The organism is Streptomyces sp. NPDC001443 (assembly GCF_053597355.1).
Genome location: NZ_JBSFIA010000020.1, coordinates 48785 through 69692, shown reverse-complemented (window position 1 = coordinate 69692; position 20908 = coordinate 48785). Strand labels below are relative to the sequence as shown.

Annotated in this window: 17 protein-coding genes and 1 riboswitch; of the genes, 11 read left to right on the top strand and 6 right to left on the bottom strand. The window is 73.2% G+C overall.

The features are described from left to right. Positions 1-46: 46 nt before the first annotated feature. On the bottom strand, positions 47-1249 hold the full coding sequence (locus ACWC24_RS21465; protein ID WP_450664429.1) for a cysteine desulfurase-like protein: 1203 nt from the start codon (positions 1247-1249) through the stop codon (positions 47-49). A gap of 323 nt (positions 1250-1572) precedes the next feature. Between ACWC24_RS21465 and ACWC24_RS21460 the strand changes: the two genes are divergently transcribed. After that, a complete protein-coding gene (locus tag ACWC24_RS21460; RefSeq protein WP_450664428.1) occupies positions 1573-3735 on the top strand; it encodes a DUF1996 domain-containing protein in 2163 nt (720 codons plus the stop codon). 191 nt (positions 3736-3926) lie between these two features. On the opposite strand, the gene ACWC24_RS21455 is transcribed toward ACWC24_RS21460, so the two are convergent. Then, complete coding sequence (locus ACWC24_RS21455) at positions 3927-5834, bottom strand: NlpC/P60 family protein (protein ID WP_450664427.1); 1908 nt, start codon at positions 5832-5834, stop codon at positions 3927-3929. Between the two features lie 8 nt (positions 5835-5842). After that, positions 5843-6017, bottom strand: a riboswitch (cyclic di-AMP (ydaO/yuaA leader). A gap of 341 nt (positions 6018-6358) precedes the next feature. On the opposite strand from ACWC24_RS21455, the gene ACWC24_RS21450 reads away from it, so the two are divergent. After that, positions 6359-7708, top strand: coding sequence for a transaminase (locus ACWC24_RS21450; protein WP_450664426.1), 1350 nt, complete (start codon positions 6359-6361; stop codon positions 7706-7708). 54 nt (positions 7709-7762) lie between these two features. Next, on the top strand, positions 7763-8203 hold the full coding sequence (locus tag ACWC24_RS21445; RefSeq protein ID WP_375978508.1) for an Lrp/AsnC family transcriptional regulator: 441 nt from the start codon (positions 7763-7765) through the stop codon (positions 8201-8203). 43 nt (positions 8204-8246) lie between these two features. On the opposite strand, the gene ACWC24_RS21440 is transcribed toward ACWC24_RS21445, so the two are convergent. From ACWC24_RS21440 to ACWC24_RS21425, 4 genes are all read right to left on the bottom strand, one after another. Further along, positions 8247-10007 (bottom strand): NlpC/P60 family protein, encoded by a 1761-nt coding sequence (locus ACWC24_RS21440; RefSeq protein ID WP_450664425.1) that lies wholly within the window; start codon positions 10005-10007, stop codon positions 8247-8249. Between the two features lie 126 nt (positions 10008-10133). Then, the gene (locus ACWC24_RS21435) at positions 10134-11189 is read right to left on the bottom strand and encodes an NAD-dependent epimerase/dehydratase family protein (RefSeq protein WP_450664424.1); all 1056 of its coding nucleotides are present in this window, start codon (positions 11187-11189) and stop codon (positions 10134-10136) included. A 93-nt stretch (positions 11190-11282) separates the two neighbouring features. Continuing rightward, positions 11283-12401, bottom strand: a complete 1119-nt coding sequence (locus ACWC24_RS21430; protein ID WP_450664423.1) for a DUF6745 domain-containing protein — start codon at positions 12399-12401, stop codon at positions 11283-11285. A 67-nt stretch (positions 12402-12468) separates the two neighbouring features. Beyond that, entirely contained in the window at positions 12469-12795 is a 327-nt protein-coding gene (locus tag ACWC24_RS21425; protein ID WP_450664507.1) for a hypothetical protein, read from the bottom strand. A 170-nt stretch (positions 12796-12965) separates the two neighbouring features. Here ACWC24_RS21425 and ACWC24_RS21420 point away from each other — a divergent pair, with 170 nt between their 5' ends. From ACWC24_RS21420 to ACWC24_RS21385, 8 genes are all read left to right on the top strand, one after another. Further along, on the top strand, positions 12966-13922 hold the full coding sequence (locus tag ACWC24_RS21420; RefSeq protein WP_450664422.1) for an STM4015 family protein: 957 nt from the start codon (positions 12966-12968) through the stop codon (positions 13920-13922). A 12-nt stretch (positions 13923-13934) separates the two neighbouring features. After that, positions 13935-14885, top strand: a complete 951-nt coding sequence (locus tag ACWC24_RS21415) for an STM4015 family protein (RefSeq protein WP_450664421.1) — start codon at positions 13935-13937, stop codon at positions 14883-14885. Further along, complete coding sequence (locus ACWC24_RS21410; protein ID WP_450664420.1) at positions 14866-16191, top strand: STM4014 family protein; 1326 nt, start codon at positions 14866-14868, stop codon at positions 16189-16191. The genes ACWC24_RS21415 and ACWC24_RS21410 overlap by 20 nt, the downstream gene beginning before the upstream one ends. Positions 16192-16234: 43 nt before the next feature. Beyond that, the gene (locus ACWC24_RS21405) at positions 16235-17125 is read left to right on the top strand and encodes an STM4013/SEN3800 family hydrolase (protein ID WP_450664506.1); all 891 of its coding nucleotides are present in this window, start codon (positions 16235-16237) and stop codon (positions 17123-17125) included. Continuing rightward, the gene (locus tag ACWC24_RS21400) at positions 17122-18501 is read left to right on the top strand and encodes an STM4012 family radical SAM protein (protein WP_450664419.1); all 1380 of its coding nucleotides are present in this window, start codon (positions 17122-17124) and stop codon (positions 18499-18501) included. The genes ACWC24_RS21405 and ACWC24_RS21400 overlap by 4 nt, the downstream gene beginning before the upstream one ends. Before the next feature lie 10 nt (positions 18502-18511). Then, positions 18512-19369 carry an STM4011 family radical SAM protein gene (locus tag ACWC24_RS21395; protein ID WP_450664418.1) on the top strand — a complete coding sequence of 286 codons (858 nt, stop codon included), beginning with the start codon at positions 18512-18514 and terminating at the stop codon, positions 19367-19369. A gap of 71 nt (positions 19370-19440) precedes the next feature. Beyond that, complete coding sequence (locus ACWC24_RS21390; RefSeq protein ID WP_450664417.1) at positions 19441-19893, top strand: flavodoxin family protein; 453 nt, start codon at positions 19441-19443, stop codon at positions 19891-19893. 184 nt (positions 19894-20077) lie between these two features. Beyond that, entirely contained in the window at positions 20078-20710 is a 633-nt protein-coding gene (locus ACWC24_RS21385) for a PAS and ANTAR domain-containing protein (RefSeq protein WP_450664416.1), read from the top strand. The last annotated feature ends 198 nt before the right edge of the window (positions 20711-20908 follow it).

The following is a 20908-nucleotide window of genomic DNA, read 5'->3' as shown; positions in this document are numbered from 1 at the left end:
GGTGAGCTACGGCGTGAGCGGGGGCCCGGCCCCTGCCGGGGGCCGCTCAGGCGCGGAGCGTGCCCAGTGCCGCGAGCAGCCGGTCGACGTCGTTCTCGTCGGAGTACGGCGCCAGGCCGACCCGCACCGCGCCCGCGCTGCCCAGGCCGAGGCGCTCCGAGGCCTCCAGCGCGTAGAAGGAACCGGCCGGGGCGTCGACGCCGTGGTCCGCGAGATGGCGCGAGACGTCCGCCGACCGATGGCCGGCCACGGAGAACAGCAGGGTCGGGGTGCGGTGCGCGGCACGGGAGTACACCGTCACTCCGCCGAGGTCCGCCAGCCCGCGTTCGATCCGCGCCCGCAGCGCGTCCTCGTGGGCCTCGACGGTGGTGAAGGCGGCGCGCAGGCGCTCTTGCCGTGTGCCCTGCGCACCGGGCGCCAGGTCGGCGAGGAGGTCCACAGCGGCCCGGGCTCCCGCCAGCAACTCGTAGGGCAGCGTGCCCAGTTCGAAGCGCTCCGGCACGGCGTCCGAGGACGGCAGCAGCTTGTCGGGCCGCAGCGTCTCCAGCAGTTCGGGTCGGCTCACCAGCACGCCCAGGTGCGGCCCGAGGAACTTGTAGGGGGAGCACACCAGGGTGTCCGCACCGAGCTCGGCGAGGTCCACGGTCGCGTGGGCCGCGTAGTGCACCGCGTCCACGTGCAGGAGCGCCCCTGCCTCGTGCGCCAGCCGGGCGACGGCGGGCAGGTCGGGGCGGGTGCCGATCAGGTTGGACGCGGCGGTCACGGCGACCAGCCGGGTGCGCGACGACAGCACCGCCGCGAGGTGCTCGGGCAGCAGTTCGCCCGTGGCCGGGTCGAAGTCCGCCTCCCGGACCCGCGCGCCCACGGCCTCCGCCGCCTGGATCCAGGGGCGGATGTTGGAGTCGTGGTCGAGCCGGGTGACGACCACCTCGTCGCCCGGGTTCCAGGTCTTGGCGAGGGTGCGGGCCAGGTCGTAGGTGAGCTGGGTGGCGCTGCGGCCGAAGACCACGCCGCGCGCCGGGGCGCCGGTCAGGTCGCCCAGCGCGGCGCGGGCGGCGGCGACGACCGCCTCCGCGTTGCGTTCGCCCTCGGTGGTCTGCCCCCGGTTGGCCAGGGGCGCGGTCAGCGTCTCCACCATGGCGTCGATGACGGGCTGCGGCGTCTGGGTGCCGCCGGGTGCGTCGAATCGGGCGGTTCCGGACTTCAGGGCGGGGATCCGGGCGCGGAGCGCCGCGACGTCGAGGGCCATGCCAACTCCCTGGGACAAGGGGGTGAGGTGCGTGCATCCCGCCCGTACCGGGCGGGATACCGCACATGATCGCAGTCCGGGTGCCCGACCTCGGGGCCGGGTCCGCCGAACCGGCGGCCTCGAAGCCTCGAAGCCTCGAAGCCTCGAAGCCTCGACGGCTTCGGAATGCGAGGCTCCCTATCAGGCACTCCCTGTGACGCCGTCGGTACGCGATAAGAAAATGCTGTGAATTCCCGAGGCGCCTGAACGCACCCGGCTCCGGCTCCGTATGGGACGAGGGATTTTCATACCCGGAGCCTCGTCACGACGCGTAGGAGTTTTCCGTGGGACGCAACACGCGCAGACGCCCAACAGGCGCACGACGCGCGACCTTTGCCGCAGCCGCTCTGATCCTGGGCGGCGGAGGACTGGTCGTGGCGAACGTGTACGCCTCCGCGACCGAGGGCGGTCAGGGCGGCGACACGCAGCAGTCGGGCGGGGCGTGGGGTCCCGGCACGATCGACTGCCCGGACGTCGGCGACAAGCTGACGGACGTGCCGGACGCGGCCCGCGCGGACGTCGACAAGGAACTCGCGCTGCTCGACCAGCAGATCGCCGAGGCCTACCAGAAGCTCCAGGAGTCGGCGCAGGCCATCCAGGACGACAGCGGCTTCGTCGACAGCGAGATCATGAATCCGCTGAAGGAGACGCGGACCGCGACCATCGAGCGCATCGCGGTCGCCATCGGCCAGGCGGGCAATCGCCCGGAGGGCCTGGAGGCGCTGGCCGCCTGCACGCTGCGCCAGCAGACGCAGGATCAGGGTCAGAGCCAGGACCCGAGCCAGCCGAGCCAGGACCCGAACCAGGGTCAGCAGAACCAGGGGCAGAACCAGGGCCAGGGCCAGACCGGAAACGGCGGCCAGGCCGGAAACGGTCCGGTCGTCGGCGACTACGCGGACATCAACTCGGTCCAGCCCGCCGCGCAGAGCCCCGCACTCCAGGCGGACGCCTCCCGCGGCACCTTCGCCACCAGCTGCGGTGTGAACGCGAACGGCCTGTTCAACTCCGACAATGTCATCGTCGCCCCGGGTGTCAGCAACGGAGCCCACCACTTCCACGACTACGTCGGCAACCAGTCCAACACCGGGTTCGCCAGTGACAACGACCTGGCGAACGCACAGACGAGCTGCCAGGACCAGGGTGACAAGTCGTCGTACTTCTGGCCCGTGCTGCGCCTGCAGAACGGCACCCAGGAGCGGGACGCCGGATCGCCCGGTGGCGGCACCGAGGGCAATGCCGGTCAGATCGTCACGCCCAAGCAGGTGACGATGACGTTCGTGGGCAACCCCCGCAGCAAGGTCACCGCCATGCCGCGGCTGCTGCGCATCATCACCGGCGACGCCAAGGCGTTCGTCAACGGCCCCGCCAACGCCAACGCGTCCTGGAGCTGCACGGGCCTGGAGGACCGGCAGTTGAAGGACAAGTACCCGCTCTGCCCGAGCGGCAGCGACGTCGTGCGCACGTTCAAGTTCCAGAGCTGCTGGGACGGTCGGAACATCGACAGCGCCAACCACCGTACGCACGTGGCGTTCGCCGCCGCCGACGGCTCCTGCCCGAGTGGCTTCCAGGCCATTCCGCAGCTGGTGCAGCGCATCGTGTACGACGTGGACGCGCCGAGCCTGCAGGACGGTGGCCGTACGACCCCGCTGTTCGCGGTGGACTCCTTCCCCGAGAACCTGCACAAGCCGATCACGGACCACGGCGACTTCATCAACGTCTTCGACGAGAAGCTGATGAACGAGATGGTCGACTGCATCAACGGCGGCCGGCAGTGCGGCGTGGGCGCCAACGGCGGCGGCAACGGCGGCGGTGACAACGGGGCCGGCAACGGCGGCAGCGGCGGCGGTGACAACGGCGCGGGAAACGGCGGCGGCAACGGCGACCAGGGCCAGCAGACGCAGACGCCCGAGCCCCCGAAGGACGGGAACGGCGTGCAGGGACAGACCGGCGGCAACACGGGCAACGGCGGCAACGCCGGTAACGGAGGCAACGCGGGCAACGGTGGCAACGGAGGCCAGGCGACCACGGCGCCGCCCGCCGCCACGGCCACCGCCACCCGTCCCGGCCACGCCCAGCCCAAGCCCTACTCCTCCCCGTCGGCGACCAACCGCCCGAAGGACGACTCGGGACAGGCGGGTTCGGGCGGCAAGGGCTCCGGCCTGGTCACCACCGCCCCCGAAGCAGGCGACACGGCGGCCGCCGGGTCCGGTACGGCAGCCGGGTCCGGTACGACGGCCGGTGCCGAGCAGACCCAGGCCGCGGACGACGGCGGCCGGGCCACCTCCGCCGCGCAGCCGGCTCCCCAGACCGTGCCGCAGACCGAACCGCAGGCGGTGCAGGGCGGTCTCGCCGAGACCGGCGCGCAGCTGTGGCCCGCGGCGCTCGGCGGCGTGCTCGCCGTCGCCGGTGTAGTCCTGCTCATCCGCACCAGGCGACGCCCCGTGTGACGACGCCTGGCTGAGACCCCACGGCGCGACGCCCGGACCGGTACCGACGGTCCGGGCGTCGCGCCGTCCCATGCCGTCGTACCGCGCCGCCGCGTCGCGCGAACTGCCCGGACGGATCATTCCGTCCGGGCAGTTCGCGGTGCAGTTCGGGATTCGGGTTCGGGTGGGTCCTCGGCGTGCGATCCCGAGGGTCAGGCGGGCCGTGCGGCGCTGTGGATCGCCGCCTGTCCGGCGAAGAAGATCGACTCCTCGCGGATCAGGGCACCGGGCCCCGGGGCGTGGATCATCGTGCCGGGGCCGGCGCAGACGCCGACATGGCTGGTGTCGCCGTGGAAGAAGATGAGATCGCCGGGCTGGAGGTCGGTGAGCGGGATCGCCGAGACGGCGCGGGCCTGGTCGGCTGCCGCGCGGGGGAGCTCGACCCCGGCGGCCCGCCAGGCGGCCTGGGTGAGACTGGCGCAGTCGTACGACTCGGGGCCGGTCGCGCCCCACAGGCACGGCCTGCCGATCTGGGCGCGCGCGAACTCCAGGGCGTTCGCGGCCTTGCCGCCGTACCCCGCCGGTTCCGGCGCGCCGACCGGGGCGGGCATGGCGGGCATGGCGGGCATGGTGGGCATGACGGGTGCGGCCGGTGCCGGGGGTACGGGGGGCATGGCAGGAACGGCGGGCACCGCGAACTGTCCGGTGTCCAGCGGGGCGAACCGGCCCGTGTCGGCCGGGGTGGCCGGGTAGGCGGCGCCCGCCGGGGCGCTCGGGTAGGCGGCGCCCGCGGGGGCGCTCGGATAAGCGGCGTTCACGGGGGCGCTCGGGTAAGCGGCGTTCATCGGGCCGCTCGGGTAGGCCGTTTCGGCGGGGCCGCTCGGGTAGCCGACGTTCGCGGGGGCGCTGGGGTAGGCGGGGCTCGCGGGGGCACTCGGGTAGCCGGGGGCCGCGGGGGCGCTCGGGTAGACGGCCCCCATGTTCGGGACGGCGCTGAACTGCCCGGTGTCGGCGGGAGGGTTGGTGAGACCGGCGTCGAGGGGGAGGCTGAACTGACCCGTGTCGACCGGGGTGTTCGGGTAGGCGGCGACGCTCGGGATGGCGCTGAACTGCCCCGTGTCGGCCGGCGGGTTCGTGACGGCGACGTCGAGGGGAAGGCTGAACTGTCCCGTGGCGATGGGGGTGTTCGGGTATCCCGCGACACTGGGAACGGTGCCGTACTGCCCGGTGGCGCCGGAGGCGCCCGGGTACTCGCCGCCCCCGGCGAGGGGGTCGGGGCCGGGCGACGGCTGGGTGAGCCATCCGGTGCCCTCGCCGAACAGCGGATCCTGCTCAGGGGCCGGCCAGCGCGGCGCGGCAGCCGGCGCGCTCTCCGGGGCCGGCGGCGCACTGCGCAGGGCGACCTGCCGGGTCAGCAGTCTCCGGGCCTGGGTGAGCTTCTCCTGGTTCCGCCCCTTGACCGACCGCCGCGCGGTCTGCCGTGCCGCGGTGTCGGCCACGGGCGTGGCCGCGGGCGCGGGCGCGGGTACGGGCGAAGGGGCGGGTGAGGGTACGGGTGCGGCCGCGAGCGGTCCGGCCGAGAGCGCGAAGGGGGCGGAGGGCGCCGAGGGCGCGGAGGCGGCGGGCAGAGCCGGGAAGGCGTCCGGTCGGCTCTCCGGCGCGGGCGCGGGCGCGGCCGGGAGGGCGGCGACGGGTCCGGCGGTGAGCTCCGGGACGCGCCGGGCAGGTGCCTCCAGTTCGGGGCGGGGGGCCGGAATGGCGGCCGGGAGTTCCGGCACGGGCGCCGATGCGGGGCGGGCCGCGCCCGGCAGGGCGGGCATCCGGTCGGCGGGCAGCACGGCCGCGACGGTCGGGCCTATCTTGGAGCGCGCGTCGTCGAACCACTTCCGGGCGACGGCGTCGAGGGCGGGGTCGGACGGCTTGCGCTGGGCGGGACGCCCAGCCCGGCCGGGCCTGCGATCGCCGACCGACATCGCGCGGGTGGCGTTGTAGGTCCCCGAGTCGGTCTCCGCGCGGTCGTAGAGGGTGTTGATCCGCTGCCGGATCTCCTCACCGCTGACCGCGTCCGACATACCGGGGAGGCCGAGACCTTCGGGGCGCTTGTCGCGTCCTGGCGCCATCGGCGACGTACTCCTTCCGTGCTCCGCCTACCGAGTTAGCTGTCGGGTTCGGGCGGAGGTTCCGGAAGGCGTGCCCTACGGCCCTTGCCCCGCAGGGCGGTTGGGCCGATTCACCCCAGAGGATCGGTTGGGTCCCCGGCTCCGGCGGCCGCAGTGGTTCACCGGACTCGGCGGAGGCAGCGCGGCCCGGCGGGATTCGCCGGAGGAACCGAGCGGCCTGGCGCCAACTTAGCTAATTTGTGCGGCTCGTGTGAAGGTTGAAGTGCGGTATGTCCGATACGTAATTGTGACCTTCATTTCCTTCTGTCGCTCCCCGGTTCGGGGGTGAGCGGGTGCGGAGGGGGCGGCTGTCGCGCCCGGCGCTTCGTCGACTCGGCCGACGCGCGCGCATCAATCAGCACCCCGATCATCCCTGCACGCGAATCGATCGTCGCGACAATCGATTCATTCGTCGAATCTTGAGTTTGCGTATGATTCGGTCATACTCTCTGGGCATTCATCCGCCGTCGCTCTGCGAGGTAGTCATGGACCGCACCCGCCTTCAGCACCTCCTGGCCCGCGAGAGCGCCGAGGCCGACCGCCGCAACCCTCGCTCGAAGGCCGCCTACGCGCGGTCCGAGCACCTCTTCGGCCGGGTGCCGATGACCTGGATGAACAAGACCGCCGGTGCCTTCCCGCGTTATCTGGACACCGCGCGCGGCGCCAGGGTGACCGACATCGACGGACACGAGTACATCGACTTCTGCCTCGGCGACACCGGCGCGATGGCCGGCCACTCCCCGGCGGTGGTGGCCGAAGCCGTCCGGCACCGGTTCGCCGAACTGGGCGGGGCGACCGCGATGCTGCCCACCGAGGACGCCGAATGGGTCGGCGCGGAGCTGACCCGCCGCTTCGGGCTCACCCGGTGGAGCTTCTCGCTGACCGCGACGGACGCCAACCGCTGGGCCATCCGGCTCGCCCGCGCCGTCACCGGCCGCTCCAAGATCCTGGTGAACGGCTACAGCTACCACGGCAGCGTCGACGAGTCGCTCATCGTCGTCGGCCCCGACGGCCTGGGCGCCCCCCGCCCCGGGAACGTCGGCGCGCCCTGCGACGTCACGCTGACCAGCCGGGTCGCCGAGTTCAACGACCTGGAGCGGCTGGAGCGCGAACTCGCCCACGGCGACGTGGCCGCCGTCCTGATGGAGCCCGCGCTGACCAACATCGGCATCGTGCTCCCCGAACCCGGCTACCTGGCCGGGGTCCGCGCCCTGACCCGGCAGTACGGCACCCTCCTCATCAACGACGAGACGCACACCTTCTCCGCCGGTCCGGGCGGCTGCACCGCGGCCTGGGAGCTGGAGCCGGACGTCCTCACCATCGGCAAGGCGATCGGCGGCGGCATCCCCGCCGGCGCCTACGGCCTCTCCGCCGACCTGGCCGACCGGCTGCTGTCCCGCGCCGATCTCGACCTGGTGGACATGGGCGGTGTCGGCGGCACCCTCGCGGGCAACGCGCTCTCCGTCGCCGCGATGCGCGCCACCCTGGAACACGTCCTCACCGACGACGCCTTCGCCCACATGTCGAAGCTGTCCGAGCGCTTCGAGGCGGGGGTGCGCGCGGGCATCGCCGCCCACGGCCTGCCCTGGTCGGTCAGCCGCCTCGGGGCGCGCACCGAGTACCGCTTCGCCGACCCCGCGCCGCGCACCGGCGCCGAGTCCGCGGCGGCCGGCGACACCGAGCTGGAGGACTTCCTCCACCTCCATCTCGCCAACCGCGGCATCCTGCTGACCCCGTTCCACAACATGGCGCTCATGTGCCCCGACACCACGGAGCAGGACGTGGACACCCACACCGGGCTGTTCGCCGCCGCCCTCGCCGAACTCGTCGGCTGACGTGCGTCGATAGGGTGGGTCCGAACCGCCGGGAAGGAAAGGGAGCCAGCAGACGTGGACGAGATCGACCGGGCCATCCTGCGGGAACTCCAGACCGACGGCCGCATCGCGTACGCCGACCTCGGCCCCAAGGTCGGCCTGTCCGCCTCCGCCGCCCGGCAGCGGCTGCAACGCCTGCTGGACTCCCGGGCCGTCCAGGTCGTCGGCGTGACCGATCCGATGGCCATGGGCGGCCAGGCCATGGCACTGCTCGGCATCGGCGTCGACGGCGACCCGCGCGGGGTCGCCGACGCGCTCGCGGAACGCCCCGAGGTGGTCTACTCCGTACTCACCTCGGGCGGGTTCGACCTGTTCGCCGAGGTGGTCACACCCGGCCCGAAGGATCTGCTGGACTTCGTCAACGACGTCGTCAGACCGATCGACGGGGTCCGGCAGGTGCAGTCCTTCCCGTACTTCGGGATCCACACCCACCGGTTCCTGTGGGACGTCGGCTGACCCGCCGTCGGGCGGCCGTGAGCCGGGCGGCGGTGCTCCGGGCTCAGATACGACGCACGGTGTGCAGCTTCGTGGCGTACGTGCCCGTGCCGTCGAGCAGTGACGCCCCGCCCAGGTCGGACATGGTGGGCCCGCCGACCGTCTTGCGGCTGGAGAGGAAGCGGCGCTTGCCGGCCGCGTCCTTGCCGAGGTAGATGCCGACGTGGTCGACGATCACGGTGTTCTCCTTGGCGTCGTCGCCCGAGTCGGCGTTGAACAGCACCAGGTCGCCGGGCTGGAGCAGCGTCGCGGCGGGCGGATTGGTGCCGTCGGTGCGGTCGACGACCACCCCGGGGGCGTAGTCGGCGATGTCCCGCGACTGGCGCGGGATCCGCCGGCCCGAGGTGTCCGCGCCGGCGGCCAGCGGCACGCCCAGGTGGTAGCCGTACACCATCCGCGTGTAGCCCGAGCAGTCGATGTTGCCCACCTGCTTGCTGGACGGCTTGACGTAGGTGCCGTCCGGGAAGGTCCAGCCCGTGTTCATGTACTCGTGGAAGTCGGCGCCCTCGAGGCGGTAGCCCTGCGGGTCCAGGTAGCCGTACCCGGCCTCGCCCAGCACCTGTCTGCCCTGGGCCGGTCCGGCCCCGGCCGTGACCGTCGGCGCGCCGCCGAGGAACATCGCGGCGTGGGCCAGGACGTCGGGAACGCAGGAACCGGCCCAGCCGCGGATCGTCTGCTCCAACTGTGCCGTCCAGGTGCCGTCGAACGGCTCCGGCAGCACCCGCACCCAGTCCCCGTGGGTGACGGTCGGCGGAGTCTCCCAGTTCGCGGCGTCCACCTCGAAGCGGCTGACGGACAGGGTGACCGGCAGGTTCGTACAGCCGGTGTTGGCCAGGGCGCGCAGGCCCACCCGGCCCTTGCCGAAGGTGGCGTCGACGACGTCGGCGGACCACGCGGCCGGCTCGGCGGAAGCCGCACGCCATGCCTTGGCCCGGATCCGGGTGCCCTCCCGGCGCACCCGGATCGTCCAGTCGGTTCCCGCGGGCACGCCCGTGGCGAGGGTGACGGCGGTGACCAACTGGGTCACCGTGTCGTCCACCTCCTTCTCGACGCGCAGCTCGACCGCGCCGGAGGTCAGGAAGGACAGCCGAGCCCGGTAGTTGTTGTGGGTGGTCTGGTAGCCGAACGTCAGACCGGCGGAACAGGCCTGGCCGGTGGGCACCTTGTCGAACCGGACCGTGCAGCGGGCGTCGACGTCGGTGATCTCCTCGTCGTGCAGGTTGGCGTGCCGGCTGGCGCCGTCGGTGGTGAGGCTGATGAGACCGCTGCCCGGCACCACCGCGTAGTCGGTCTCCGCCGGTCCCAGCGTGTACCAGCTGCCACCGCCGGGAGACGTGCCCCAGTACTTCCCGTCGTCGAGCACCGGATCCGGCAGGGTGCGCTGGAAGTCGTCCGCGAAGGGCCGCTTGTTCTCGGCGAACGTGCGCTGCGGGCCCGGCAGGACGACCGTCCGCGCGCCCTGGGTGAGCAGCGCGACCCGCCTGCCGCCGGAGGTGACCTCGGTACGGGCCGGAGTGCCCGCGAGCACCGTCGTGGTGAGCGGGGTGGTGAGTGTCACCGGGGTGAAGTAGGAGGCGTCCAGCGGGGCCAGGGTCACCGAGGAGCGGGCCGAGGACAGTCCGGCCGGACCCGCGAACGGCTCGACGTCCGCGAGGGCGCCGTTGCCGGCGGCCCGTGCCGGGGCCGCGGCCGCTCCGGCGAGCGGTACGGAGGCGGCGGAGGCCGCGAGGACGGCGAGGAGTCTTCGTCGAGAGGTGTGAGACATGGGGATCATGATCCCGTGCGGCCCCGTCACCCGTACAGCGCGCCCCTGTTGACGTCCGCGATCCCCGTCGGGATCTCCGTCGCGGACGCCCGCCGCACGCCTGCCGCTGCCGCGGCGAAGCCCGCCTCACGCGCGCCGCTGCCGCAGCCAGGCCTCGTAGTGCTCCAGCAGAGTCTCCTCGATCGGCCGGTAGACGAGGCCCAGTTCGTGCACGCTGCGGCTGTTGTCGACCCGGAACCGGATCCCGAGGTGCTTGCGGATGTAGTCCTGCGTCAGCCCGAACGCCGGGCCCAGGATCCGCACCGGCCAGTGCGGAAGAGCCGTACGGGGCAGGCGCAGACTGCGCGGATGACGGGTACGGATGATGCGGGACATCTCGTGGAACGACGTCATCGTCTCCGCGGCGACGATGTAGCGGCCCTTCGCGCCGGGGTTCTCCGCCGCGGCGATGTGGGCGTCGGCCACGTCGCGCACATCGGCGGTGGTGAAGCTGAAGTCGGGTGCGCCGTAGCAGAAGTACCCCTTGAACAGCTCGTCGAGCAGGAACAGGCTGCCGGAGCGCGACGCCGGGGTGAGCGAGGGGCCGAGCACCAGACCGGGGTTGACCGACACCATGCGCCAGCGGTCCTGCGCGGCCTCCGCGTCCCAGGCCGCCCGCTCGGCGAGCGTCTTGGCGTAGTGGTACGGGTTGTTGTCCACGGTGCTCGTGGTGTTGAAGTACTTCTCCGTCAACACCTCGTCGTCCATGGCCCGTACGTCGGCGTAGTCACCGAAGATCGCGCCGACGGTGGAGGTGAACACGAGCCGCTCGACCTCCGCGGTCCGCTCGACACTCCCGAGCACATTGCGTGTCCCCAGCAGGGCCGGGTCGACCATGTCCCGGCGGCCGTCCCTGATCTTCTCCGGCATGAGGAACGGCGACGCGACATGGAAGACCACCCGGCAGCCGCGCATCGCCTCGTCGAAGGAGTTCTCCACGAGCAGATCCGCCTCGAACAGTTCCAACCGCCCGGGGAAGGCCTCCCGCATCTGCGTGAGGGGCCCCACCTTGGCGGTGTCCGCGGTGCTGCGGACCGTGGTGCGCACCCGGTAGCCGCGTTCGAGGAGCCGCCGCACGAGATGGCTGCCCACGAAACCGGTTCCGCCGGTGACCAGAACGCTCGCCGCCGCCTCAGTGCCCACGTGCCGTCTCCTCGCTCCAGGTTCCCGGTGTGTGCCGGGAGACGGCATGGATCATCGCCCGACACGCGCCACGAGAACAGAGGTGCGACCGGATCACGTCTCCCGCAGCGGCGCGTACGCCTCGGCGCCCAGGCCGAACGTCCACGCGACGCCCTCCCTGGCCTCGCGGGTCGTCGGCGGAACCCGCAACCAGTACGTGCGGTGCGCGCCGTCCGGCTCCGGTGTGGAGTTGACGACCTCCACCATCACGACCGGCTCGTCACCCTCCAGCTCGACCCGCCAGAGCGTGCCCGTCTCGTCGCGGTGCACCGGGCGGGCGCCCGAGTCGCTCAGATAGCGGTCGTAGCCGTAGTACTCGAGCATGACCCGGCGCAGCTCGGCGTTCTCCTCGGCGCGGATCCGCTCCGGCGTCAGCGTGCGCAGCTCCTCGAGGAAGGCGGCAGGCACCGGCATGCCACGCCAGGCGTGCAGGGCGAAGCCGTCCGGGAACGCCAGCGCCGGGCCGTCACCCCGGTCGAGCCGGCCGGCCTCGTCCCGGTGCAGGGCGACGGGACGCTCGCACACCACCACGACCTTCTCGAACGGCCACCACCAGCCGGCGCTGCGGCACACCCGGGCCGGTCCGTCCAGCGCCGGTCCGTCCGGCGCCGGTCCGTCCGCGCTCAGGGCGGCGAGCCACGGCGCGTCGTGCTGGCCGAGCAGAGCGTCCAGCAGGATCAGCCGGATCTCCGTCTCCACCCGCAGGTCCTCGCCGGCGAGTTCGTCCAGCACGCCCCGGCGGATCCGCTCCACGAGCGCCTGCGTGGTGTCCCAGAGCCGGCCTCCGGTCGCCGACCAGTGCGCCGACCACCCCGCCGCCCCCAGCCGCTCGTGCGCGGCACGGCGGGCGGCCGCCCAGGGCGCGTTGCGCACCGCCTCCCGCACGCTCGCCCCCCGGTCCGCGTCGGACAGGGCCCGTACCAGGGTCACGCCCTCGCGCGGGGAACCCGCCCACACCACGCGCTCGGGCGCGGCCAGTCCGGCCTGCCGGTAGGCCAGCAGGATGCCCGCCTCCGCCTCGGCGCGGTCCGCGGGCTCGACCGCGGCGGCGCACGCACGCCACCCCTGGAGGGCGTCCACCGGCACCCCGTCCGTTCCGTCCACGTCCCCCGCCACCAGGTCTGCCGTCACTGCCGCCACCGCCGTCTCTCCCGCCACGCGTACGTCCGCCATCCGTTCCCTCTCCCCGCGCCCGTCCCGCCGGTCGCGCCCGTCCCGCTCGCCCGGCCCACAGTGCCGCTCAGTCGGCCACGAGCCGCACGGAACCCGGTACGTACTCCCGCTGCCGGATCACCCGGAACCATCCCTTGGGCAGCGTGATCGCCGCATGCTCCTCGTGCACGACCCGGCCGCCCTCCGGCAGATGCAGCAGCAGCGGCCCGAACGGCCCGGGTTCACGGATCAGTTCGCCCGGACCGACCACCGCGTGGGCATGGCCGGTCACCTCGCCCAGGGCCAGCACGAGCCGCCCCCGCGTGTCCCGCGCCTCCTTCGGCGCGTGCGGGACATGGGCCGGCACGGCCCCCTCCGCGACGGGCACGATCAGCACGTCTCCCTGCCGGTACACGGCTCTCCCCTCCGGCCCGGTGCTCGGCGCACCGGACTCCATGCACAGACCGTACGGACCACCACTGACAACGGGCCGCGGCCGACCCTGCCGAGGCGTGCTGTCAGTGCCTGTTGGTAGAACTGCTGCGCACCGCCCACCGCATTCGTCGCACGTCAGGAGCAGCCCGCATGACCATCGGCCAGCACTTGCAGGAGTTCCACGGTCTGCCCGTCTTCGACTTCCCCGACGCCGACGCGATGACGGCGCTGCCCGAACCCGACTCCGTGGCCTGGCGGATCTGCGGCAGCGTCTACGACGCCGAGGAGGAGTGGACGGCGGCCTTCGAGCGCTTCCGCGCCGCGGTGGACACGACCCGGGTGCGCGCGCTGATCGTCGGTGCCTGGACGGAGGCGTACGACAGTGCTCCCACCGACGTCGTGGAGGCACTGCTGGCCGCCCGTGACCGGCTGCCCGCCCTGCGGGCGCTGTTCTTCGGCGACATCGTCTACGAGGAGTGCGAGATCTCCTGGATCAACCAGACCGACATGACCGGGCTGCTGACCGGCTTCCCGGCTCTGGAGGAGTTCGGCGTGCGCGGCGGGACGGACCTGCGGCTGGAGGCACTGAGCCACACGGCGCTGCGCAGACTGACGGTGCAGACCGGCGGGCTCCCCGTCCGCGTGGTGCGCGGCATCGGCGGCAGCGAACTGCCCGCGCTGGAGCACCTCGACCTCTGGCTGGGCACGCCACAGTACGGGGCCGACACCGAGGCCGCCGACCTGGAGCCGATCCTGTCCGGGGCCCGGCTGCCGCGCCTGCGGCACCTGGCGCTGCGCAACAGCGAGATCCAGGACGAGGTCGCCGCGGCCGTGGCGTCCGCCCCGGTGGTCGCCCGCCTGGAGGTGCTGGACCTGTCCATGGGAACCCTGGGCGACGACGGCGCGGCCGCGCTGCTCGGCGGGCAGCCGCTCACCCATCTGAAGCGGCTCGACCTGCACCACCACTACCTGAGCGAGCCCGTCCAGCAGCGGATCCGGGAGACGCTCGAACCCGCGGGCGTCGAGCTGGACCTGGACAGCCGCAACCCCGACGAGGACCGGGACGAGGACGGCACGGTGTACCGCTATGTCGCCGTCGGTGAGTGAGCGCGCGCAGCCATGGCCTACTACCCCTCACACCTGACGCGCTTTCGCAATCTGCCCGTCCACACCTTCTCCCCGGCCGGCGACGCCCGTCCCGCCCCCCTGCCGGAAGCCGACACGGTCGCCTGGAAGCTGGCCGCCGACTGGGACACGCCGTTCGAGAAGATCTGGCGCGGCTTCCTGGACGAGGTCCGCACCGAGGACGTCCTCGCCGTCGTCCTCGGACCCTGGTGGACGGAGTGGGACGAGGACGGCATCGACCCGGTCCTCGAACTGCTCGCGGCCGAGTCCCACCGGTTCCCGCGACTGCGCGCGCTGTTCCTCGCGGATGTGGAGTCCGAGGAGTCGGAGATCTCCTGGATCAAGCAGGGCACCGTCACCCGGGTGCTGCGTGCCTGGCCCCAGCTGGAGGAACTGGGCGTGCGCGGCGCCGAGGACCTGGTGATCGAACCGCTGCGCCACGACGCGCTGCGCACCCTGCGGATCGAGTCCGGCGGCCTCGCCCGGGATCCGGTACGCGCCCTGGGCGGCTGCGAGTTCCCGGCCCTGCGCCACCTCGAACTCTGGCTCGGCACCACCTGGTACGGCGGCGACTGCGAGGTGGCGGACGTCGAATCGCTCCTGGCCGCCCTGGGCCGCTGCCCGGACCTGCGTCACCTGGGCCTGCAGAACAGCGACATCCAGGACGGGATAGCGGCGGCGGTGTCGGCCGCTCCGGTCGTCGCCGGACTCGACTCCCTCGACCTCAGCATGGGAGCACTCGGCGACGAGGGCGGTGCCGCCCTGCTGTCCGGACAGCCGCTCTCGCACCTGCGCTCGCTCGACCTCAGCCACCACTTCATGAGCGCCGAACTGGTCCGGCGGCTGCGCGAGTCGCTGGAGCCGCACGGAACGGACCTCGTCCTCACCCCGGCCGATCGCCGAAGCCGTGGGGTGGAGGGACGCTATGTCGCCGTCGGCGAATGAGGCGGACCCGGCGCACCGCGCCGGTCCCCGCCTCGCGGTCGTCGGCAACCCCGAGAACCGCCGGGTCGCGCTGTTCGGCGCGGCGGTCGCCGGGTTCGGGCTGCCCGAGCCGCGCGTCGTCTCCTGGGAGGAGGTGCTGCGTTCGGGCGGGGCCGACTTCGCCGACGACGAGGTGGTCCGCATCGACTCGCCCGGCGAGAACCCGGCCGTCGACCGCCTGCTCCGGGGCACCGGGGACCCGACCCGGGTCGAGGGCTCGGCCCGCTGGTACGCGGGCCTCATGAGCGCGGTGCGCACGCTGCGCGGCGGTCGCCGCCTCGACGACCCGGACGAGCTGGCGGTCCTGTTCGACAAGCGGCGCTGCCACGCCGTCCTGACCGCGGCGGGAGTCCCGGTCCCCGCTTCACCCACCTCGGCGGCGGAGGGGGCGGCGGGGGAGCGGGGGGCGGCACCGGCGGCGGTGCGCGGCTGGGACGACGTACGGGCGCTGATGCGCGCGCACCGGATGCCGAGGCTCTTCGTCAAGCCCGCGCACGGCTCGTCGGCGTCCGGGGTGCTCGCCGTCGAGACGTCCGGCGCCGGACGGATCAGGGCCACCACCTCCGTCGAACTCGCCCCGGACGGAAGGCTGTTCAACTCCCTCGGGATCCGCCGTTACGAACGGGAGCAGGACATCGCGGCGATCGTGGACGCGCTGGCCCCGGACGGCCTGCATCTCGAACGCTGGTTCCCCAAGGCGTCGCAGCGGGGCCGGGCCGCCGATCTGCGGGTCGTCGTGGTGGCCGGCCGGGCCACCCACGCCGTGGTCCGCACCAGCGCCTCGCCGCTGACCAATCTGCACCTCGGCGGCAGCCGCGGCGACCTCGACGAGGCCCGTGCGGCCGTCGAGGCGGCCGGAGCCCGCTGGCCGGAGGCCCTCGACGTGTGCGAACGGGCCGCGGCCTGCTTCCCGAACACCCTGTGCGTGGGCGTCGACCTCCTGCCGGCCGTCGGCTGGCGGCGGTTCGCGGTCGGCGAGGTCAACGCCTTCGGCGACCTGCTGCCCCGGCTGACCGGGCTGCCGGGCAGCGGAGCGGAGGGCCGCGACACCTACGCGGCCCAGGTGGCCGCGATCCTGCGCCACCCGCCCCCGGCCCGCCCAAGGGGCTCGGCCCCCACGGCCACAGCCCCGCCCCCGAGACGGACCGCACCGCACGACCGGCTCGACCCGCATGACCTGCTCGACCCGCAAGACCCGCAAGACCCGCAAGACCCGCAAGACCCGCAAGACCCGTACAGGACAGGAACCACCGATGCCAGCGCCTGAACCGACGTCCCCGCCGCACCGCACGGACGCGAGCGACCCCGACATGAACGAGATCGTCGGCAGCCACGACATCCTGCTCGTCACGCTGGACACCCTGCGCCACGACGTCGCCGCCGAACTGGCCGCGGCCGGCCGCATCCCCAACCTGGCCCGCCATCTCCCCGACGGCCGCTGGCAGCGTCGGCACGCCCCGGGAAGTTTCACCTACGCCTCCCACCAGGCGATGTTCGCCGGCTTCCTGCCGACGCCCGCCGAACCCGGCCCGCACGCAAGGCTGTTCGCGGCGAGCTTCGCGGGCAGCGAGACCACCGCCGAGCGCACCTTCGTCTACGACACCCCGGACTTCGTCTCCGGCCTGGCCGAGGCCGGGTACCACACGGCGTGCGTCGGGGGAGTCGGCTTCTTCAACAAGCAGGGCCCGCTGGGCTCGGTGCTGCCCGGACTCTTCCAGGAGTCCCACTGGGAGCCGGAGTTCGGTGTCGCCTCGCCCACGTCCTTCGAGAACCAGGTGGCCTGCGCCGAGCGGCTGATCCGTGAACTGCCCGACGAGCAGCGCCTGTTCCTGTTCGTCAACGTGGCCGCCCTGCACCAGCCCAACTGGTTCCACCTGCCCGGCGCCACCAAGGAGGCGGGCGACACCCGCGAGACGCACGCCGCCGCCCTGGAATACGTGGACCGGCACATCGGCCGCCTGTTCGCCGCCGCGAGCAGCAGACGCCCCTGCTTCGCGATCGTCTGCTCCGACCACGGCACCGCGTACGGCGAGGACGGCTACACCGGTCACCGCATCGGCCACCCGTCCGTCTGGACCGTGCCCTACGCCCACTTCCTGCTCGACCCGAAGCCCGACCGGACGCCCGACCGGACGCCCGCCCAGACGTCCGCCCAGACGTCCGCCCCCGCGGCGTCCGCCCCGACGGAGGCCACCCGATGACCGCCGCGACCGGCCCCCGCCCGCGCACTGAACCCGCGGGACACGTCAGCCCGTACCAGAGCTACGTCTACGCCTACCCGCACAAGACGGCCTACCGGAAACTGACCGACCGCCCCCGGCTGCGCACGCTCTGGGCGGCGGAGCCGAAGGACACCCTCTCGCTCTACCTCCACATACCGTTCTGCGAGGTCCGCTGCGGCTTCTGCAACCTGTTCACCCGCATCGGCGCCCCGGACGGTCTGACCGGCGCCTACCTGGACGCCCTCGACCGGCAGGCGACCGCCGTGCGGGACGCGCTCGGCGACGCGGAGCCCGTCCGGTTCGCCACCGCGGCCTTCGGCGGCGGCACCCCCACCTTCCTCACGGCCGCCGAGCTGGAGCGGCTGTGCGACATCGCCGAACACCGCATGGGCGCCGACCTGCGGGCCGTACCGCTCTCGGTGGAGGCCTCGCCCGCCACGGCGAGCGCCGACCGGCTCGAGGTCCTGGCCGCCCGCGGCACCACCCGCCTCAGCCTGGGTGTGCAGAGTTTCGACGACACCGAGGCCCGAGCGGCCGTACGCCCGCAGCGCCGGGCCGACGTCGAGGCGGCGCTCGGCCGCGTCCGCGACGCCCGGATACCCGTGCTCAACATCGACCTGATCTACGGCATCGACGGCCAGACGGACGCCTCCTGGCTGCGCTCCCTGGACGCGGCCCTGGCCTGGCGGCCGGAGGAGCTGTACCTCTACCCGCTCTACATCCGCCCGCTGACCGGCCTCGGCCGCCGCGCGGGCGACACCGACCCGGCCTGGGACGCACAGCGCCTGCGCCTGTACCGGCTGGGCCGCGACCACCTGCTCGCACACGGGTACGAGCAGCAGTCGATGCGCATGTTCCGGCGCGCGGACGCCCCGCCCCAGGGCACGGACGACTACGCCTGCCAGACCGACGGCATGATCGGCCTGGGCTGCGGCGCCCGCTCCTACACCGCGGACCTGCACTACTCCTTCGACTACGCCGTCGGCATGCACGAGATCCGCTCCATCATCGACGACTACGTCTCGCGGCCCGCCGCCGACTTCGCCCACGCTGAGTACGGCCGCCCGATGGACTCCGACGAGGCCCGCAGGCGCCACCTGCTCCAGTCCCTGCTCCAGGCGGAGGGACTGCCGCTCGCCGACTACGCGGGCCGCTTCGACGGGCGCACCCCCGCCGACGACTTCGGACCCGAACTGGCGCGCTTCGCGTCCCTGGGCTGGCTGGAACCCGTCGACCCGGGCGCGTCCGCGACCCTGCGCCTGACCCCCGAGGGCCTGGCCCACTCCGACGCGATCGGCCCCGAGCTGTTCTCCCCGGCCGTGCGGGCCGCCATGGCCGCCTACGAGAGGAAGTGAGCGCGCCCCGATGGACCTGACCCTGCTCTACCGCGGCCCGCTGGCCTCCTGCGACTACGACTGTCCGTACTGCCCCTTCGCCAAGCGCCGCGACAGCCGCGAGCAACTGCGCGCGGACCGGGCCGCGCTGGAACGGTTCGCCGGCTGGGCCGCGGACTGCACCACCGACCGCCTCTCGCTGCTGTTCACCCCGTGGGGGGAGGGCCTGGTCCGGTCCTGGTACCGGCGCACCCTGACCGAGCTCTCCCACCAGCCGCACATCCGACGCGTGGCCATCCAGACCAACCTGAGCTGCCGCACCGACTGGCTGGCGGACGCCGACCCCGACACCCTCGCCCTGTGGTGCACCTACCACCCCGGCCAGACCCCGTACGACCGCTTCCTGGCCAAGTGCCGTGAACTGGTCCGGCTCGGCGTGCGCTTCAGCGTCGGCATCGTCGGGCTGCCCGAGCACCTGGAGGCCGCCCGGCGGCTGCGCGCCGAACTCCCGCCGCACGTGTACCTGTGGGTCAACGCCGCGGAGGGCCACACCTACGACGACGCGCAGGCCGACCTGTGGACCGCGCTGGACCCGCTCTTCCCCTACAGCCGCCGCCCGCACGCCAGCGCGGGCCTGCCGTGCCGCACCGGGGAGTCCGTGATCTCCGTCGACGGCGACGGCACCGTGCGGCGCTGCCACTTCGTCCGCGCCGAACTGGGCAACCTCTACGACGGCTCCTACCGTGCGGCCCTGCGCCCGCGCCCCTGCCCCCTCACCGCCTGCGACTGCCACATCGGCTACGTCCACCTGGAGACCCTGCCGCTGTACGACGTGTTCGCGGGCGGCGTCCTGGAGCGCATCCCGGCGGTCACCACCGCCGCCGGGTAGCACCCGGAGCGGGTGCGCCCCGGGCGGTCCGGCTTGCGGTCCGGGCCGCCCGGACGGCAGGGTTCGGGAGTGTGCCCACCTTGCTGATCGTGCATCACACGCCGTCGCCCCACTGTCAGGCCATGTTCGAGGCCGTCGTCTCCGGCGCGAGCGACCCGGAGATCGAGGACGTCGACGTCGTACGGCGGGCGGCGCTGTCCGCCACGGCCTCCGACGTGCTCGCCGCCGACGGGTTCCTGCTGGGCACCCCGGCGAACCTCGGGTACATGTCCGGCGCGCTGAAGCATTTCTTCGACCAGGTCTACTACCCCTGCCTCGACACGACCCGGGGCCGGCCGTTCGGCTTCTACGTGCACGGCGGCAACGACGTCACGGGAGCGGTGCGCGGCATCGAGACGATCACGACGGGTCTCGGCTGGCGCCGTGCCGCCGAACCGGTGACCGTGACCGGCGAGCCGGCCAAGGCCGATGTGCGGGCGTGCTGGGAACTCGGCGCGACCCTGGCCGCGGGACTGATGGAGTGACGCCCGTACGGACCGCTGTCGGCGCGGGTCGGCCGGTGCCCCGGGCTTCGGCCCCCGCCGCCGCCCGCCTCCGTGCCGTGCTCCGGCGGCGCGGGGGAAGCAGTGATGCCAGACTTCCCGTAGGGCGAGCCTGCCAGGCAGGGCGAGGGGGCCCGGAGGGACCTGCCACGGGAGGTATGGCGCGGTGACGGAGGAACCGGTCGGTCCGGCGGACGGCACGGAGGCACTCACCGGCGTGTTCCTCTTCAGGGTGCCCGAGGAGGCCTGGTGGTGGTCCGACGACATGTACCGCCTGCTGGGCTACGACTCCGACGAGCCCCCGGCGAGCGGCGCCATACTGGACCGGCACGTGCACCCCGAGGACCGGGAGGGCATCCGCCGGCTGTGGGACCGCGGACTGCGCACGGGGACGCCGTTCAGCACGTACTACCGGCTCCTGACCCGTGACGGACAGGAGCGGCACGCCGTGCTCGTGGGCGACGGCCGGGCCGACGACGACTCCGTGGTCGTCCTGCGGGGCTTCGTCGTCGACGTCACCGAACCGGTCCACAAGCACGCGCAGGAGTCGGCGGACGCGGACATCGCGCGCGCCCGTGCCTCGCAGGAGGACGTGGACGTGGCCCGCGGTGTCCTGATGGCGCTGTACGGCGTGGACGAGGACGTGGCCCTCCGGGTGCTGCGCCGCCACAGCCAGCAGACGAACGTGAAGCTGCGCACCGTCGCCCGCGCCGTCGTCGAGGCCGCCCCCACCCCGCCCGGGGAGGGCCAGCACGACCTCCACCAGCGCATCGCGCAGGCCCTCTACCCGGAGGACTGACGACGGCCCGGGAGCCGTGCCCAGGGCCATTGTCAGTGGTGGCCCGTATGTTCTGCCGTGTCCCGCCGATCCGGGGTGACAATCCCCTGGGCGCAAAGGAGATGGCGCGTTGTCAGACTGGGAGAGGTCGAGCACGGCACGGGTGGTCCCACCCGCCATGCCACGCAAGCTCGCCAAGGTCCCGTTCGTCGAACTGGC

Excerpts from the sequence above, each read along its gene's own strand:
- ACWC24_RS21440 (WP_450664425.1), bottom strand. The coding sequence starts at position 10,007 with ATGTCTCACACCTCTCGACGAAGACTCCTCGCCGTCCTCGCGGCCTCC.
- ACWC24_RS21465 (WP_450664429.1), bottom strand. The coding sequence starts at position 1,249 with ATGGCCCTCGACGTCGCGGCGCTCCGCGCCCGGATCCCCGCCCTGAAG.
- ACWC24_RS21415 (WP_450664421.1), top strand. The coding sequence starts at position 13,935 with ATGGCCTACTACCCCTCACACCTGACGCGCTTTCGCAATCTGCCCGTC.
- ACWC24_RS21395 (WP_450664418.1), top strand. The coding sequence starts at position 18,512 with ATGGACCTGACCCTGCTCTACCGCGGCCCGCTGGCCTCCTGCGACTAC.
- ACWC24_RS21450 (WP_450664426.1), top strand. The coding sequence starts at position 6,359 with ATGGACCGCACCCGCCTTCAGCACCTCCTGGCCCGCGAGAGCGCCGAG.
- ACWC24_RS21400 (WP_450664419.1), top strand. The coding sequence starts at position 17,122 with ATGACCGCCGCGACCGGCCCCCGCCCGCGCACTGAACCCGCGGGACAC.
- ACWC24_RS21430 (WP_450664423.1), bottom strand. The coding sequence starts at position 12,401 with ATGGCGGACGTACGCGTGGCGGGAGAGACGGCGGTGGCGGCAGTGACG.
- ACWC24_RS21420 (WP_450664422.1), top strand. The coding sequence starts at position 12,966 with ATGACCATCGGCCAGCACTTGCAGGAGTTCCACGGTCTGCCCGTCTTC.
- ACWC24_RS21405 (WP_450664506.1), top strand. The coding sequence starts at position 16,235 with ATGAACGAGATCGTCGGCAGCCACGACATCCTGCTCGTCACGCTGGAC.
- ACWC24_RS21455 (WP_450664427.1), bottom strand. The coding sequence starts at position 5,834 with ATGGCGCCAGGACGCGACAAGCGCCCCGAAGGTCTCGGCCTCCCCGGT.
- ACWC24_RS21410 (WP_450664420.1), top strand. The coding sequence starts at position 14,866 with ATGTCGCCGTCGGCGAATGAGGCGGACCCGGCGCACCGCGCCGGTCCC.